The sequence below is a fragment of the Pseudomonas sp. GM21 genome (genome assembly GCF_000282215.1).
Taxonomy (GTDB): Bacteria; Pseudomonadota; Gammaproteobacteria; order Pseudomonadales; family Pseudomonadaceae; genus Aquipseudomonas.
On record NZ_AKJS01000067.1, the window covers coordinates 45,588 to 60,451 of the forward strand.

Annotated in this window: 13 protein-coding genes and 1 pseudogene; 11 read left to right on the forward strand and 3 right to left on the reverse strand. The window is 59.6% G+C overall.

Annotation, left to right across the window (positions count from 1 at the left end):
• The first annotated feature begins 143 nt into the window (after window positions 1-143).
• Window positions 144-2,399, forward strand: a complete 2,256-nt coding sequence (locus tag PMI22_RS20035; RefSeq protein WP_007944585.1) for an Orn/Lys/Arg decarboxylase N-terminal domain-containing protein — start codon at window positions 144-146, stop codon at window positions 2,397-2,399.
• 14 nt (window positions 2,400-2,413) lie between these two features.
• Entirely contained in the window at window positions 2,414-3,028 is a 615-nt protein-coding gene (locus tag PMI22_RS20030) for a GNAT family N-acetyltransferase (protein WP_007944587.1), read from the forward strand.
• Here PMI22_RS20030 and PMI22_RS20025 read toward each other — a convergent pair.
• Entirely contained in the window at window positions 2,994-3,887 is an 894-nt protein-coding gene (locus PMI22_RS20025; protein ID WP_007944589.1) for a LysR family transcriptional regulator, read from the reverse strand. The genes PMI22_RS20030 and PMI22_RS20025 overlap by 35 nt on opposite strands.
• Window positions 3,888-3,975: 88 nt before the next feature.
• Window positions 3,976-4,236 carry a hypothetical protein gene (locus tag PMI22_RS20020; protein ID WP_007944590.1) on the reverse strand — a complete coding sequence of 87 codons (261 nt, stop codon included), beginning with the start codon at window positions 4,234-4,236 and terminating at the stop codon, window positions 3,976-3,978.
• Window positions 4,237-4,412: 176 nt separating this feature from the next.
• Between PMI22_RS20020 and PMI22_RS20015 the strand changes: the two genes are divergently transcribed.
• Both PMI22_RS20015 and PMI22_RS20010 read left to right on the forward strand, forming a co-directional pair.
• Complete coding sequence (locus PMI22_RS20015) at window positions 4,413-4,973, forward strand: NADPH-dependent FMN reductase (protein ID WP_007944591.1); 561 nt, start codon at window positions 4,413-4,415, stop codon at window positions 4,971-4,973.
• Window positions 4,974-5,249: 276 nt separating this feature from the next.
• A complete protein-coding gene (locus PMI22_RS20010; protein WP_007944592.1) occupies window positions 5,250-6,533 on the forward strand; it encodes an arsenic transporter in 1,284 nt (427 codons plus the stop codon).
• A gap of 43 nt (window positions 6,534-6,576) precedes the next feature.
• On the opposite strand, the gene PMI22_RS20005 is transcribed toward PMI22_RS20010, so the two are convergent.
• Complete coding sequence (locus PMI22_RS20005; RefSeq protein WP_007944593.1) at window positions 6,577-7,527, reverse strand: DUF1853 family protein; 951 nt, start codon at window positions 7,525-7,527, stop codon at window positions 6,577-6,579.
• 108 nt (window positions 7,528-7,635) lie between these two features.
• On the opposite strand from PMI22_RS20005, the gene PMI22_RS20000 reads away from it, so the two are divergent.
• From PMI22_RS20000 to PMI22_RS31960, 7 genes and pseudogenes are all read left to right on the forward strand, one after another.
• Complete coding sequence (locus tag PMI22_RS20000; RefSeq protein ID WP_007944594.1) at window positions 7,636-8,526, forward strand: NAD(+) kinase; 891 nt, start codon at window positions 7,636-7,638, stop codon at window positions 8,524-8,526.
• The gene (locus PMI22_RS19995) at window positions 8,523-9,497 is read left to right on the forward strand and encodes a metallophosphoesterase (RefSeq protein WP_405046857.1); all 975 of its coding nucleotides are present in this window, start codon (window positions 8,523-8,525) and stop codon (window positions 9,495-9,497) included. Before PMI22_RS20000 ends, PMI22_RS19995 begins: the two co-directional genes overlap by 4 nt.
• Window positions 9,494-10,363 (forward strand): rhomboid family intramembrane serine protease, encoded by an 870-nt coding sequence (locus tag PMI22_RS19990; protein WP_007944597.1) that lies wholly within the window; start codon window positions 9,494-9,496, stop codon window positions 10,361-10,363. The genes PMI22_RS19995 and PMI22_RS19990 overlap by 4 nt, the downstream gene beginning before the upstream one ends.
• 34 nt (window positions 10,364-10,397) lie before the next feature.
• Window positions 10,398-10,658 (forward strand): YeaC family protein, encoded by a 261-nt coding sequence (locus PMI22_RS19985; RefSeq protein WP_007944602.1) that lies wholly within the window; start codon window positions 10,398-10,400, stop codon window positions 10,656-10,658.
• On the forward strand, window positions 10,655-11,485 hold the full coding sequence (locus PMI22_RS19980) for a DUF2797 domain-containing protein (protein ID WP_007944603.1): 831 nt from the start codon (window positions 10,655-10,657) through the stop codon (window positions 11,483-11,485). The genes PMI22_RS19985 and PMI22_RS19980 overlap by 4 nt, the downstream gene beginning before the upstream one ends.
• Before the next feature lie 10 nt (window positions 11,486-11,495).
• Window positions 11,496-14,153, forward strand: coding sequence for an aminopeptidase N (gene pepN, locus PMI22_RS19975; protein WP_007944604.1), 2,658 nt, complete (start codon window positions 11,496-11,498; stop codon window positions 14,151-14,153).
• Window positions 14,154-14,188: 35 nt separating this feature from the next.
• Window positions 14,189-14,332, forward strand: a pseudogene (locus PMI22_RS31960) (IS110 family transposase); the annotation flags it as partial.
• Window positions 14,333-14,864: the final 532 nt, after the last annotated feature.

The following is a 14,864-nucleotide window of genomic DNA, read 5'->3' on the forward strand; positions in this document are numbered from 1 at the left end:
CTGCTACCGGTCTTGCACGATTGCGACATTAGCGTGCACATGGCGACCCGGTTTGGGGCATCGGCACTCGCCACATCCGCAGCAACCCTCTACCCTGAGGGTATTGGCAGGCCACGGTCTGCCGCCTCAGGACACTGAGCCCCATGTATAAAGATTTGAAATTCCCGGTCCTGATCGTCCACCGCGACATCAAGGTCGACACCGTCGCCGGTGATCGCGTGCGGGGCATCGCACGGGAGCTGGAGCAGGAAGGCTTCAGCATTGTTTCGGCGGTGGATTACACCGAAGGGCGGTTGGTCGCATCGACCCATCACGGCCTTTCCTGCATGTTGATTGCCGCCGAAGACGCCAGCACCAACTCACATTTGTTGCAAAACATGGCCGAGCTGATCGGTCTGGCGCGAGTGCGTGCGCCGGACCTGCCGATCTTCGCCCTCGGCGAACAAGTGACGCTGGAAAACGCGCCGGCCGATGCGATGGCCGAACTCAATCAGTTGCGCGGTATTCTTTATCTGTTCGAAGACACGGTGCCGTTCCTGGCCCGGCAAGTAGCCCGGGCCGCGCGCAAGTACCTGGACGGTCTGCTGCCACCGTTTTTCAAGGCGCTGGTGCAACACACCGCCGACTCCAATTATTCCTGGCACACACCGGGCCACGGCGGCGGCGTGGCGTATCACAAGAGCCCGGTCGGGCAGGCGTTTCACCAGTTTTTTGGGGAAAACACCCTGCGTTCGGATTTATCCGTGTCGGTGCCTGAATTGGGCTCCTTGCTCGATCACACCGGTCCGCTGGCCGAAGCGGAAGCACGCGCTGCGCGTAATTTCGGTGCCGATCACACTTTTTTCGTGATCAATGGCACTTCGACCGCGAACAAGATCGTCTGGCATTCGATGGTTGCCCGCGATGATCTGGTGCTGGTGGACCGCAACTGTCACAAGTCGGTGCTGCATTCGATCATCATGACCGGCGCGATCCCGTTGTACCTGTGCCCGGAGCGCAACGAATTGGGGATCATCGGCCCGAATCCGTTGAGCGAATTCAGCCGCGAATCGATCCAGGCCAAGATCGACGCCAGCCCGCTGACCCTGGGTCGAGTGCCCAAGGTCAAGTTAGCGGTCATCACCAACTCGACCTACGACGGTCTTTGCTACAACGCCGAGTTGATCAAACAGAGCCTGGGCAACAGCGTCGAGGTGCTGCATTTTGACGAAGCCTGGTACGCCTACGCGCCGTTCCATGAGTTTTTCGCCGGACGTTACGGCATGGGCACCTCGCGCAGCGAAGACAGTCCACTGGTGTTCACCACGCATTCCACGCACAAGTTGCTGGCAGCGTTCAGTCAGGCCTCGATGATTCATGTTCAGGACGGCGGCGCACGACAGCTGGATCGCGACCGTTTCAACGAAGCGTTCATGATGCACATCTCCACGTCGCCGCAGTACAGCATCATTGCGTCGCTGGACGTGGCCTCGGCGATGATGGAAGGTCCGGCCGGGCGTTCGCTGTTGCAGGAGATGTTCGACGAGGCCCTGAGTTTTCGTCGCGCCCTGGCCAATCTGCGACAGCACATCGCGGCGGACGACTGGTGGTTTTCCATCTGGCAGCCGCCGTCGGTGGAAGGCATTGATCGCGTGGTCACCGACGACTGGTTGCTGCAACCCGATGCCGACTGGCACGGTTTTGGTGGCGTGACTGACGATTACGTTTTGCTCGATCCGATCAAAGTCACTCTGGTGATGCCCGGGCTGACGGCGGGCGGTGCGCTGAGCGAACGCGGAATTCCGGCGGCGGTGGTCAGTAAATTTCTTTGGGAGCGCGGGCTGGTGGTCGAGAAGACCGGGCTGTATTCGTTCCTGGTGCTGTTTTCGATGGGCATCACCAAAGGCAAATGGAGCACGCTGTTGACCGAGTTGCTGGAGTTCAAGCGCAGCTACGATGCCAACGTCAGCCTCGCGACCTGCCTGCCCTGTGTGGCGCAACAGAGCGTCGGGCGTTATCAAGGCATGGGCTTGCGCGACTTGTGCGATCAATTGCACGCCTGTTATCGCAGCAACGCCACGGCCAAACACCTCAAGCGCATGTATACCGTGCTGCCGGAAATCGTCATGAAGCCGGCTCACGCCTATGATCATTTGGTACGGGGCGAGGTGGAGGCGGTTTCGATCGACGCCCTGGACGGGCGGATCGCAGCGGTGATGCTGGTTCCGTATCCGCCGGGCATCCCACTGATCATGCCGGGCGAGCGGTTCACCGAGGCGACCCGGTCAATCATCGACTACCTTTCATTTGCACGTACATTTGATAGCAGTTTCCCCGGATTCGTCGTCGATGTGCATGGCTTGCAACACGAAGACGAGGGCAATGGACGGCACTACACCGTCGATTGCATCAAGGAATGAGGACCTTTCCCAGTATGCAACCTGTCATTAATCCCCAGTACCCCGGCCTTTCGGTGCGTGTCGCCGACGACGGGTTCGCGGCTTACATCTGGGGCAGTGATTTCAGTTTTGAAGTCGCCGCCTATGGTGCTGCTGAAATGGGCAAGCCGGTCGAGCAGTGGCCGATCACGCCGATCACCCCTTATCGAAAGTGCTACGGCATCGATCCCGAAGAGTTCAGCAGTTTTCGCGATGCCACTGACAGTGCGATTTTCATGGCCTATCTCGACGATGAGCCCGTCGGTCATCTGGTGGTCAGCACCAACTGGAACGGCTTTGCCCATATCGACGAACTGGCGGTGCATGCGCCGGCGCGGCACCATGGCGTGGCCAAAGCGTTGCTGGACGTGGCTCAGTTCTGGAGTCGCAAGAAAAAACTGCCGGGCATCATGCTCGAAACCCAGAACAACAATCTGGGCGCCTGTCGGCTCTATGAGCGGTGTGGTTATGTGATTGGCGGGATCGATCATCTGCGCTACCGCGGGATCGATCCAAACACCGCCGAAGTGGCGCTGTTTTGGTATCGCTTGTTCGATAATGCGCCGGAATACCCGCTCAGTTCGCCAGCATCGCCACGGCTTGTTCCGTAACGATGTCCAGCAGGGTCTGAACGGCGGTGGAGGGTTCGCCGTTTTTCAGGGTCAGCGCGTAGAGGCTGACAGGCACCGCCGGCGCCAGTGGGCAAACGTCCAGTCCGCTGGATTTGGCGCCCAGGGCGGTAAACGGGTCGACAATCGCCAGACCCTCTCCGGCCTCGACCATGCTGCGCATCATCTGATGCGTCTGCACCCGGATATGCACGAGCGGAGCCGGGCGCAAGGCCTGCAATTTGTTTTCGAGCGCCGGGCTCAGCGGGTCGTGGCCTTCCAGGCCGACCATCGACTGGCCTGCCAGATCTTGCAACGAAATGTATTTCTGCTTGGGCTGCAGCCAGCCATGGGGCGCCAGGAGCTGGAGCTTGCCTTGGGCAATCACTTGGCAATGGATGTCGGCGTGATCGGGATCCTGCAGGCTCAATCCCAGATCGCTTTCGCGCAATAACAGGGTTCTGATGATCTCACGGGTCGGGTGGCTCAGCAGGTTGCAGGGTGCATCGGGCAGCCGTCGGCGTAAGGCGGCGATGCTCTGGGGCAGCAATTGTTGGGCCAGCGGCGGGGTGCAGATGATGCGCAGGGGGGGAGCCTGATATTGCTTGAGGCTGGCGGCCAAGCGCTGGATGGGCTCAAGCGCTTCGTAGACGTGGGCGATTTCGACCTGAAGCTCCCGCGCTTCGCGGGTCGCCTGCAAACGTCCACGCACGCTGGAAAACAGCATGAAACCCAACTGACCCTCGGCCTCGCGCAAAATGCCTTCAACCTCGGCCACCGGCAACTGCAGCCATTCGGCGGCGGTGCCCAGGTGACCGGTTTGCACAAGTGCGTGGATCACTTCGATATGGCGTAAACGCATGCGTGAAGTCCATGTTCGGCAGGTGAGGGAATCAGTGACTGAATCCTAACTCAAGTGCATCCATATGACTTCTGCTCATAACGCGGGGTTATGACGCGACGCTGGCTACCGGCACGCTACCGACAAAGGTGTCGGGTTCGCGCACGATGGTTACGTCCGATTGGACCAGCAGAAACTGGTTGTCATCCAGCTTCCTGACGCGGTCGCCAATGGCCAGTTTGTAGGTGGTGACAGACTCCGTACCACCGAGGCCGTCTGCCGACGGGGTGGATTCCTGGAACTCGTGCACGGAATATACGCGGCCTTCCGCATCTCTTGCGTGGAACTGACCGACAAGTACTGCTGCCATCTGTTTAGAACCTCTGGAGATAAATCACTCAATTTTCGGTTGTGTAGACCGTGGTAGGGCGAAGTAAGTTTTCGTGCAAGAAAAAAATAGTCAGGGGTGTGAAATTCAACAGCCCGCTGGGTGATTCGTCATCTATAACTACAAGTTCTTTCCATCGGACAGTCGAGACATCTTCCATGAGCAACGTCTATACGATCGCCGTCATAGTCGGCAGCTTGAGAAAGGCATCGATCAATCGCAAGGTGGCACTGGCACTGGCCGACCTTGCTCCAGCCAATCTCAACCTTCAAATCGTCGAAATTGGTGACTTGCCACTCTACAACGAAGACATCGATGGCGCTTCACCGCCGGCAGCCTACAGCACTTTCCGGCAACAGGTGCGATCATCCGACGCAGTGCTGTTCGTCACCCCGGAATACAACCGTTCGGTGCCGGCACCTTTGAAGAATGCCATCGACGTGGGATCACGGCCGTATGGCCAGAGTGCCTGGAGCGGCAAACCGGGCGCAGTCATCAGTGTTTCGCCGGGGGCTGTTGGCGGGTTTGGCGCCAACCATAACGTGCGTCAGTCCATGGTATTTCTGGATGTGCCGTGCATGCAGCAGCCGGAAGCCTATCTCGGAGGTGCCGGGTCGCTGTTCGACGAGGCGGACAAACTGTCCGAATCGGTGAAGCCGTTTTTGCAGAAGTTCATCGACGCCTATGGAAAATGGGTCGAACAACACAAAAAGACCTAATTGCCTGTAGCAGCTGCCGAGCAGCGCGAGGCTGCGTTCGCTGGTAGCAGCTGTCGAGCAGCGCGAGGCTGCGTTCGGCTGCGAAGCACTCGTGAAATCAGGCGGCGTGGTAATTCAAACAGACCGCGTTTGCAGGTATTACGACTGCTTCGCAGCCGAACGCAGCCTCGCGCTGCTCGACAGCTGCGGGCCTCGCGGTGTGCAGCAAGTTTTGGCTTTACTCCGCCCGAGCATTGCGGCTGAATCGCGGTTTGTTTTTCCGCACAAGGTTTTTGCATGCTCATCGCCTCACTCATTTTCCTGCTGACCATCACGCTGGTGATCTGGCAACCTAAAGGCCTGGGCGTCGGTTGGAGTGCGGTATTCGGCGCTGTACTGGCGCTGGTTTTCGGCGTCGTGCAGCTAATCGATATCCCGATTGTGTGGCAGATCATCTGGAACGCCACCGGCACGTTTGTGGCGCTGATCATCATCAGTCTGCTGCTGGACGAGGCGGGTTTTTTTGCCTGGGCCGCCTTGCATGTGGCGCGTTGGGGCCGGGGCAGCGGGCGCAAACTCTTTGCATATATGGTGTTGCTGGGGGCGTTGGTCTCGGCATTGTTCGCCAACGACGGCGCGGCACTGATTCTCACGCCCATCGTGATCTCCATGCTGCTGGCGCTGCGATTCTCCCCGGCCGCCACGCTGGCGTTCGTGATGGGCGCCGGTTTCATTGCCGACACCGCGAGCCTGCCGCTGGTAGTGTCGAACCTGGTGAACATTGTTTCCGCCGACTACTTCGATATCACGTTCAACCGGTATGCGGCCGTGATGATCCCGGTCAATCTGGTGAGCGTCGCGGCGACGCTGGCCATGCTGATGTGGTTCTTCCGGCGCGACATTCCCAAGAATTACGACCCCGACCAATTAGCGCAGCCGGCCACCGCGATCCATGACAAGGCGACGTTCTATGCCGGTTGGGTGGTCTTGGGGATTTTGTTGCTGGGATGTTTTGCCCTGGAGCCGCTGGGTATCCCGATCAGCGCCATTTCTGCGGTGTGCGCCGCGTTGCTGCTGGGTATCGCTGCCCGAGGCCACAAGATTTCCACGCGCAAGGTGATGAAAGAAGCGCCGTGGCAGATCGTGATTTTTTCACTAGGCATGTATTTGGTGGTGTATGGCCTGCGTAATGCCGGGTTGACCGGGTATCTGGCGGGATGGCTCGACGGGTTTGCCCATTACGGTGTCTGGGGCGCGGCGATGGGCACAGGCGTGCTGACGGCGATTCTGTCGTCGATGATGAACAATTTGCCGACGGTGCTGATCGGTTTGCTGTCGATCGATGCGAGTCAGGCCCATGGTGTGGTGAAGGAGGCGATGATTTATGCCAACGTCATCGGCAGCGATCTGGGGCCGAAGATCACGCCGATTGGCAGTCTGGCGACGTTGCTGTGGCTGCATGTGCTGGAACGCAAGAGTATCCGGATTGGCTGGGGGTATTACTTCAAGGTCGGGGTGGTGTTGACGGTGCCGGTGTTGTTGGTGACGTTGGCGGCTTTGGCATTACGGTTGTCGGTCTAGACCGAGTCGACCCCATCGCGGGCCAGTCCAGACACCACACATCTCAACCACTACCCGGCACATTCGGCCAAAGATCCGCCACCAGAAACAACCGCTCTGCTTCCTCCCAATCCCCCTCGGCATTCTCGACCAGGCGCACCATCAATTGTGCGGGCGCCAGAGGCTCCAGTTCGTTGAGCCATGCGCGCAATTGCTCGTCGTTCCAGGTGTGCTCCGCTGGATAATGCGCCGGCGCCAGCCAGGCATGGCGGGGCAGGGGTTGCCAGCGACCGAAGGGGCGTTGTACGACAAAGTCCGGCCAGTCTTTCTGATGCAGCCAGCTACCGCGCAAATGCTGCGGATGTGCGCCGCCGGGAGGCGCGGAGCGTCCCGGCCACGGATACAGCAGGTAACCGCCGAGCCACAGGTGTGCACTGAACTGCTGGATATCCAGGGCCGCCAGCGCTTCGCGACTTTCGCTGCGGGCAGAAATGGGCAATTGATGGTGGGCCAGGTGGGCCAGCTTGCGGTCCAGCCGATCGTGACAACCGGGGCCGAGCCACTGCGCAGTGTCATGCCCGTCGCCATTTTGCGGCCCGAGATAGAGCTTGATCGCCAGTTCCAGGTGATGCACGCCGTCGCGGTCGCGCAGCAGCATATCCAGTTCGCCCAGTGTATGGCCCTCACGGCGGATCGGCAGGTTGGCGGCAATCAGCTCGATCCCCGGCGCGTGACGCACCGCGTACTGCCACAGTCGCTCGTAGTACAGGCCCAGGCGCCGGGTGCGGGCCTGGGACAGCCAGTGCAGCAAATCATAACTGTCACGGTCCAGTTGCCGCAGCCAGCGCTCCAGCCGTTCCGGCTCTTGCACCCATTCGCTGCCGGCCAGCGGATGGCGTTGCGGCCACGGCGTATCGACGAGCATCGGCGGCGCGAGGATGACCCAGGCCAGGTCGCGCACTTCGGGGTGGCGCAACTGATGGGGCAGCGAGAGCAAATCGGGAAATAGGATCATCTTGCGAGCATAGCCCTAAACATGAGTGCACCCTTGTGGCTGAAAGGATTTTGTCTATCCCGCGCTTTCGCCCATAATCGTCCTTTTCGCCGTCCTCGCAGGAACCCCATGGAGCAATTTCGTAATATCGGCATCATCGGTCGCCTGGGCAGTTCTCAGGTGCTGGATACCGTCCGCCGACTGAAACGGTTTCTGCTCGATCGTCACTTGCACGTGATCCTCGAAGACACCATCGCCGAAGTCCTTCCCGGTCATGGCCTGCAAACCTCGTCACGCAAGATGCTAGGCGAAGTCTGTGACATGGTGATTGTGGTCGGCGGTGACGGCAGCCTGCTCGGCGCCGCCCGGGCGCTGGCCAAGCACAATATTCCGGTGCTCGGCATCAACCGTGGCAGCCTCGGTTTCCTGACCGATATTCGCCCCGATGAGCTTGAAATCAAAGTCGCCGAAGTGCTCGACGGCCACTATCTGGTGGAAAACCGCTTTTTGCTGCAGGCCGAAGTCCGCCGCCATGCCGAGGCCATCGGTCAGGGCGATGCCCTCAATGACGTGGTGCTGCACCCCGGCAAATCGACGCGGATGATCGAGTTCGAGCTTTACATCGACGGCCAGTTCGTTTGCAGTCAGAAGGCCGACGGCCTGATCGTCGCAACGCCCACCGGTTCGACCGCCTACGCGCTGTCGGCGGGTGGACCGATCATGCATCCCAAGCTTGACGCTATTGTGATTGTGCCGATGTACCCCCATACCTTGTCGGGCAGGCCGATTGTGGTCGATGGCAACAGTGAGCTGAAAATCGTTGTGTCCAAAGATATGCAGATTTACCCGCAAGTCTCCTGTGACGGGCAGAACCACTTCACCTGCGCCCCCGGCGACACCATCACCATCAGCAAGAAAGCGCAGAAGTTGCGGCTGATTCATCCGCTTGACCACAATTACTATGAAGTCTGCCGGACCAAGCTCGGTTGGGGCAGTCGACTGGGTGGTGGAGGCGACTGATGCTCGATCCCGCGCGTAGCTACGACCTGATCGGTGACGTGCACGGTTGCGCTCTGACCCTTGAGCACTTGCTCGACCGGCTCGGTTATCACAAACAAGGCGGCGTCTGGCGGCATTCGTCGCGGATGGCCGTGTTTGTGGGCGATATCATTGATCGCGGCCCGCGAATTCGCGAGGCGCTGCACATCGTCCATGACATGGTCGTGGCCGGCCAGGCGTTGTGCATCATGGGCAACCATGAATTCAACGCACTGGGCTGGAGCACACCGGCGCTACCGGGCAGCGGCAAGCAGTTCGTTCGTGAGCATACGCCGCGCCATGCCCGCTTGCTCGGTGAAACCCTGACCCAGTTCGAAAACCATCCCGGTGACTGGCATGACTTCCTGGAGTGGTTCTACGAGTTGCCGTTATTTGTCGATGCCGGCCGTTTCCGGGTGGTGCATGCGTGCTGGGATTCGGGCCTGATCGCGCCGTTGCGCGCGCTGTTCCCCAATGGCTGTGTCGATGAACATTTCCTCCAGGCGTCAGCCGAGCCGGGCAGTTTCGCCTGCACCGTGTTCGACCGGCTGCTGCGCGGCACCGACATGCGCTTGCCCCATGGCCTGACCATGACCAGCGGCGACGGTCTGGTGCGTTCGTTCTTTCGCACAAAATTCTGGGAAGACGACCCGCAAACCTACGGAGACATCGTGTTCCAGCCTGACGCGTTGCCCGAGCCAGTGGCGCAGACACCCCTGACGTCCACGGAAAAAAACACCCTGCTGCGTTACGGCGCCGATGAGCCACTGTTGTTCGTCGGCCACTACTGGCGCAGCGGCAAACCGGTGCCGATTCGGCCGAACCTGGCCTGTCTGGATTACAGCGCCGTGCTCTACGGCAAACTGGTTGCCTATCGGTTGGATCAGGAAACCCGGCTCGATCCGAATAAATTTGTCTGGGTCGATGTCGAACGGCCGGAGGTGTTGCAATGAGTGCTGTTGCCGTATTGCGGCTGCCGCTGGCGGTGGACTTGAGCGGGTTCGTCAAACTGTTGCAGCGCATGCAGGTGCCGCATCGCGTCAGCGAAGAGTCGGGCGAACAGGTGCTTTGGGTGCCTGCCAACATCAGCGAAGACGTGCGCTCGCTGTACGAGCGGTTTCCGGCTGGTGACCCTGATCAGCAACTGGACATTCCGGCGGTGCAAACCACCCGCCGTCCCGGTTTTGTCGAGCAACTGCGCTACGCCAAGGCGACCGCGGCCGTTTTGCTGTTGAGTATCCTCGTGGGCGCGGTGACGCTGCTGGGTGAAAACCTCGACACGATGCGCTGGCTGACCTTCCTCGATTTTCGCGTGATCGGCGAGTACATCCACTTCGTGCCATTGGCCGACAGTCTGGCAGCGGGGCAGTGGTGGCGACTGATGACGCCGATGCTGATCCACTTCGGCATCCTGCACCTGGCCATGAACGGCATGTGGTATTGGGAACTGGGCCGGCGTATCGAGTCGCGTCAGGGCAGCATCAACCTGATCGGCCTGACGTTGCTGTTCAGCCTCGTTTCCAATTGCGCCCAGTACTTTTTCAGCGGTCCGACCTTGTTCGGCGGGTTGTCCGGCGTGTTGTACGGTCTGCTCGGGCATTGCTGGATCTTCCAGCTGTTGGCGCCGAACCCGGCTTATCGCCTGCCGCGCGGCGTGCTGGTGATGATGCTGGTGTGGCTGGTGCTGTGCCTGTCCGGGCTGGTCTCGATGATCGGCTTTGGTGAAATCGCCAACGCCGCCCATGTCAGCGGGTTACTCATCGGATGCTTCACCGGTTTGTTGGGTGGTTTGTACAACCGCCGTAAACTGGCCGCCTAAAACAGTTTATGAATTAAAGAGCGCGGAGACCTTGATGTCCTCTTTTAACGAAATGATCAAAAACATCACCCCCGATATCTACCAGAGCCTGAAACTGGCGGTGGAAATCGGAAAATGGGCCGACGGTAACAAGCTCACCGCCGAGCAACGTGAACTGTCGCTGCAAGCGATGATCGCCTGGGAAATCCAGAACCTGCCCGAAGACGAGCGCACCGGTTACATGGGCCCGCAGGAATGCAGTTCAAAGTCGATCAGCGTGCCAAACATTCTGTTCAAGTCGGATGCCATCCATTGATCGAGATTGGCCGTGGTGCAATCAGTAAAATGTCGGCCCGCCTTGACGGGTCCGACGTGCAGTACGCGTTTCGTCTGGGCGAGCTCGAGGTGCCGGTCAATCCAATGATCGGCACCACCGTGCGCCTGGAATACCTGGGGGCAATTCATTGCACCCATTGCGGACGCAAGACCAAAACCAGTTTCAGCCAGGGGTATTGCTACCCGTGCATGACCAAACTGGCGCAGTGCGACATCTGCATCATGAGCCCGGAGCGTTGCCACTTTGATGCTGGCACCTGCCGTGAGCCGGAGTGGGGCCAGACGTTTTGCATGACCGATCACATCGTCTATCTGTCCAACTCGTCGGGGGTGAAAGTCGGGATTACCCGCGCCACTCAGTTGCCGACCCGCTGGATCGATCAGGGCGCACGTCAGGCATTGCCGATCATGCGCGTGTCGACCCGTCAGCAATCGGGTTTCGTCGAAGACCTGTTCCGCAGCCAGGTGGCGGACAAGACCAACTGGCGCGCCTTGCTCAAGGGTGAAGCAGCTTCGGTGAACCTGGCCGAAGTTCGCGATCAGTTGTTCGACAGTTGCGCCGAGGGCCTGCAAACCTTGCAGGAACGATTCGGCCTACAAGCCATTCAGACCATTGCCGACGTAGAAACCCTCGAGATCCGCTATCCGGTCGAGCAATATCCGGCCAAAATCGTCAGCTTCAACCTGGACAAGAATCCGATTGCCGAAGGCACGCTGTTAGGGGTCAAGGGCCAATACCTGATCTTCGACACCGGCGTGATCAACATTCGTAAATACACGGCTTATCAGCTCGCCGTGCATCAGTAAGGACTCCAGCATGCGCACCGAACAACCGAAGATGATTTACCTGAAAGACTATCAGGCGCCCGAGTACCTGATCGACGAGACGCACCTGACCTTCGAGTTGTACGAGGACCACAGTCTGGTCCATGCGCAACTGGTGATGCGCCGCAATCCCGAGCGCGGCCCGGGCCTGCCGCCGCTGGTGCTGGACGGTCAGCAGCTTGAGCTTTTGGCGGTGACCCTGGCGGATCGAGAACTGAGCGACGCAGACTACCAACTGACCGAGAATCACCTGACCCTGCACCCGACCAGTACCACGTTCACGGTCGACACCAGCGTCAAGATCCACCCGGAAACCAACACCGCGCTGGAAGGCTTGTACAAATCCAGCGGCATGTTCTGCACCCAGTGCGAGGCTGAAGGCTTTCGCAAGATCACCTATTATCTCGATCGCCCGGACGTGATGAGCAAGTTCACCACCACGGTGGTCGCCGAGCAGCACAGCTATCCGGTGCTGCTGTCCAACGGCAACCCGATTGCCAGCGGCCCCGGCGAAGACGGCCGGCACTGGGCGACCTGGGAAGACCCGTTCATGAAACCGGCGTACCTGTTCGCGCTGGTGGCCGGTGATTTGTGGTGCGTCGAAGACACCTTCACCACCATGACCCAGCGTTCCGTGGCATTGCGCATCTACGTCGAACCGGAAAACATCGACAAGTGCCAGCACGCCATGAACAGCCTGAAGAAGTCGATGCGCTGGGATGAAGAGGTCTACGGTCGCGAATACGACCTGGACATCTTCATGATTGTCGCGGTCAACGACTTCAACATGGGCGCCATGGAGAACAAGGGCCTCAACATCTTCAACTCCAGCGCCGTGCTGGCCCGCGCCGAAACCGCAACAGACGCTGCGCACCAGCGCGTGGAAGCCATCGTCGCCCACGAATACTTCCACAACTGGTCGGGCAACCGCGTGACCTGCCGAGACTGGTTCCAGCTGTCGCTCAAGGAAGGCTTCACCGTGTTCCGCGATGCCGGGTTCTCCTCGGACATGAACTCGGCCACGGTCAAGCGCATCCAGGACGTGGCGTACCTGCGCACGCACCAGTTCGCCGAAGACGCCGGCCCCATGGCCCACGCCGTGCGCCCGGACAGCTTTATCGAGATTTCCAACTTCTACACCCTGACGGTGTACGAAAAGGGCTCGGAAGTGGTCGGCATGATCCACACCTTGCTCGGGGCCGACGGCTTCCGCAAAGGCAGCGACCTGTATTTCGACCGCCACGACGGCCAGGCCGTGACCTGTGACGACTTCATCAAGGCGATGGAAGATGCCAACGGTGTCGACCTGACCCAGTTCAAACGCTGGTACAGCCAGGCGGGTACGCCGCGGTTGGCGGTGAGCGAGTCTTACGACGCGGCGGCGAAAACCTACAGCCTGACCTTCCGTCAAAGCTGCCCGGCAACCCCGGACAAAGTTGAAAAACTGCCGTTCGTGATTCCGGTGGAGTTGGGCCTGCTGGATTCCAAAGGCGCGGCAATTGCCTTGCGTCTCTCCGGTGAAGCCAGTGCCCAGGGCACGTCGCGGGTGATCTCGGTGACCGAAGCCGAGCAGACTTTCACCTTCGTCGACATCGCTGAACAGCCGTTGCCTTCGCTGCTGCGTGGCTTCTCGGCGCCGGTCAAACTGAGCTTCCCATACAACCGCGATCAACTGATGTTCCTGATGCAGCATGACAGCGACGGTTTTAACCGTTGGGATGCCGGCCAGCAATTGTCGGTGCAAGTGCTGCAAGAGCTGATTGCCCAACATCAGGCTGGTGAAACGCTGGTGCTGGATCAGCGCCTGATTCGCGCCTTGCGCACTGTGCTGTCGGACGAGACGCTGGATCAGGCCATGGTCGCGGAGATGCTGTCGCTGCCGGGCGAGGCGTATTTGACCGAAATCAGCGAAGTGGCTGACGTCGATGCGATTCACATCGCTCGCGAGTTTGCCCGCAAGCAATTGGCTGAAGGGTTGTTTGAAGCGCTGTGGCTGCGTTATCAGGCCAATCGCGATCTGTCGAAGAAAACCCCTTACGTGGCGGAGGCCGAGCACTTCGCTCGTCGGGCGTTGCAGAACATTGCGCTGTCGTACCTGATGCTCAGCGGCAAACCGGAAGTGTTGGCAGCGACGCTTGAGCAATTCGAGACGAGCGACAACATGACCGAACGACTGACCGCGCTGGCGGTGTTGGTCAACTCGCCGTTTGAAGAACAAAAGGCCAAGGCACTGGCGAGTTTTGCCGAGCACTTCAAGGACAATCCGTTGGTCATGGATCAGTGGTTCAGTGTTCAGGCGGGCAGCACGTTGCCGGGTGGTCTGGAGCGGGTGCGTCGGTTGATGCAGCATCCGGCGTTCAACATGAAAAACCCGAACAAGGTGCGGGCGTTGGTCGGTGCGTTTGCCGGGCAGAACCTGATCAATTTCCATGCGGCTGACGGATCAGGGTATCGCTTCCTCGCAGACTTGGTGATCGAGCTCAATGGCTTCAACCCGCAGATCGCTTCGCGCCAACTGGCGCCGCTGACTCGCTGGCGCAAGTATGACGATGCGCGTCAGGCGTTGATGAAAGGTGAGCTGGAGCGGATTCGTGCTTCGGGTCAGCTGTCCAGCGATGTGTTTGAAGTGGTCAGCAAAAGCCTGGCCTGAGTCATGCTTTGCTCCCCCAGGGTCCACTCGGGCCCAGGGGGCTCGCTTTTAAGTGGATCAGAATCGTTTATCGGTGCTGGAAAACCAGCACCGTCTATGACGAAAAGGCGTACCTGCAGGCTTTAATACGCAGGGGATCAACATTGATAGAGGCACCGGTGGAGGTAGCTTCGGGTTGACGGAGAGGCTCAGGGCATGAGGGGGCGGGTGAATCAAAAGCCCAAGATCAAAAGCTTTCAGGCGAGCTAACGCTCGGCCTGTTGAGTGGTGGGAAGCAAGGGCTGTACGCCGATCCATTGTGGGAGCTGGCCTGCCAGCGAAGGCGGCCTGACAGCCAACCAATCTCCTTGGGATGTACCCTGTCCAACTGTGGGAGCGAGCTTGCTCGCGAAGCTGTTGATCTTGCCGTTGATGTTGATCTGTTTTTGATCTTGATCTGCTTTTGATCTTTCGCCCCTTCGGCAGGCCGAGCGTAGGTGTTCATCAGGGGGTTAGGCGCGTAGCGCCGTGCGGCGAAGCCGCACACATCGAGAGGAGGTCGTAGCGAAGCAGACCGGAGGCGATGCCCCCTGATGGACACCGTAGCGAGGGAACGCGGAGCTTTAGCGAGGCGCCGTACGCCGGGGCGAAGCCTTTTGCTTACTTTTCGCTGGGCCGGCATTCCGGCGTCTGGAAAAGTGAGTCGCTGTAAGAGCGAAACCATAAGCCGCC

Excerpts from the sequence above, each read along its gene's own strand:
- PMI22_RS20015 (WP_007944591.1), top strand. The coding sequence starts at position 4,413 with ATGAGCAACGTCTATACGATCGCCGTCATAGTCGGCAGCTTGAGAAAG.
- PMI22_RS20030 (WP_007944587.1), top strand. The coding sequence starts at position 2,414 with ATGCAACCTGTCATTAATCCCCAGTACCCCGGCCTTTCGGTGCGTGTC.
- PMI22_RS20005 (WP_007944593.1), bottom strand. The coding sequence starts at position 7,527 with ATGATCCTATTTCCCGATTTGCTCTCGCTGCCCCATCAGTTGCGCCAC.
- PMI22_RS19985 (WP_007944602.1), top strand. The coding sequence starts at position 10,398 with ATGTCCTCTTTTAACGAAATGATCAAAAACATCACCCCCGATATCTAC.
- PMI22_RS20000 (WP_007944594.1), top strand. The coding sequence starts at position 7,636 with ATGGAGCAATTTCGTAATATCGGCATCATCGGTCGCCTGGGCAGTTCT.
- PMI22_RS19990 (WP_007944597.1), top strand. The coding sequence starts at position 9,494 with ATGAGTGCTGTTGCCGTATTGCGGCTGCCGCTGGCGGTGGACTTGAGC.
- PMI22_RS20035 (WP_007944585.1), top strand. The coding sequence starts at position 144 with ATGTATAAAGATTTGAAATTCCCGGTCCTGATCGTCCACCGCGACATC.
- PMI22_RS20020 (WP_007944590.1), bottom strand. The coding sequence starts at position 4,236 with ATGGCAGCAGTACTTGTCGGTCAGTTCCACGCAAGAGATGCGGAAGGC.
- pepN (WP_007944604.1), top strand. The coding sequence starts at position 11,496 with ATGCGCACCGAACAACCGAAGATGATTTACCTGAAAGACTATCAGGCG.
- PMI22_RS20010 (WP_007944592.1), top strand. The coding sequence starts at position 5,250 with ATGCTCATCGCCTCACTCATTTTCCTGCTGACCATCACGCTGGTGATC.
- PMI22_RS20025 (WP_007944589.1), bottom strand. The coding sequence starts at position 3,887 with ATGCGTTTACGCCATATCGAAGTGATCCACGCACTTGTGCAAACCGGT.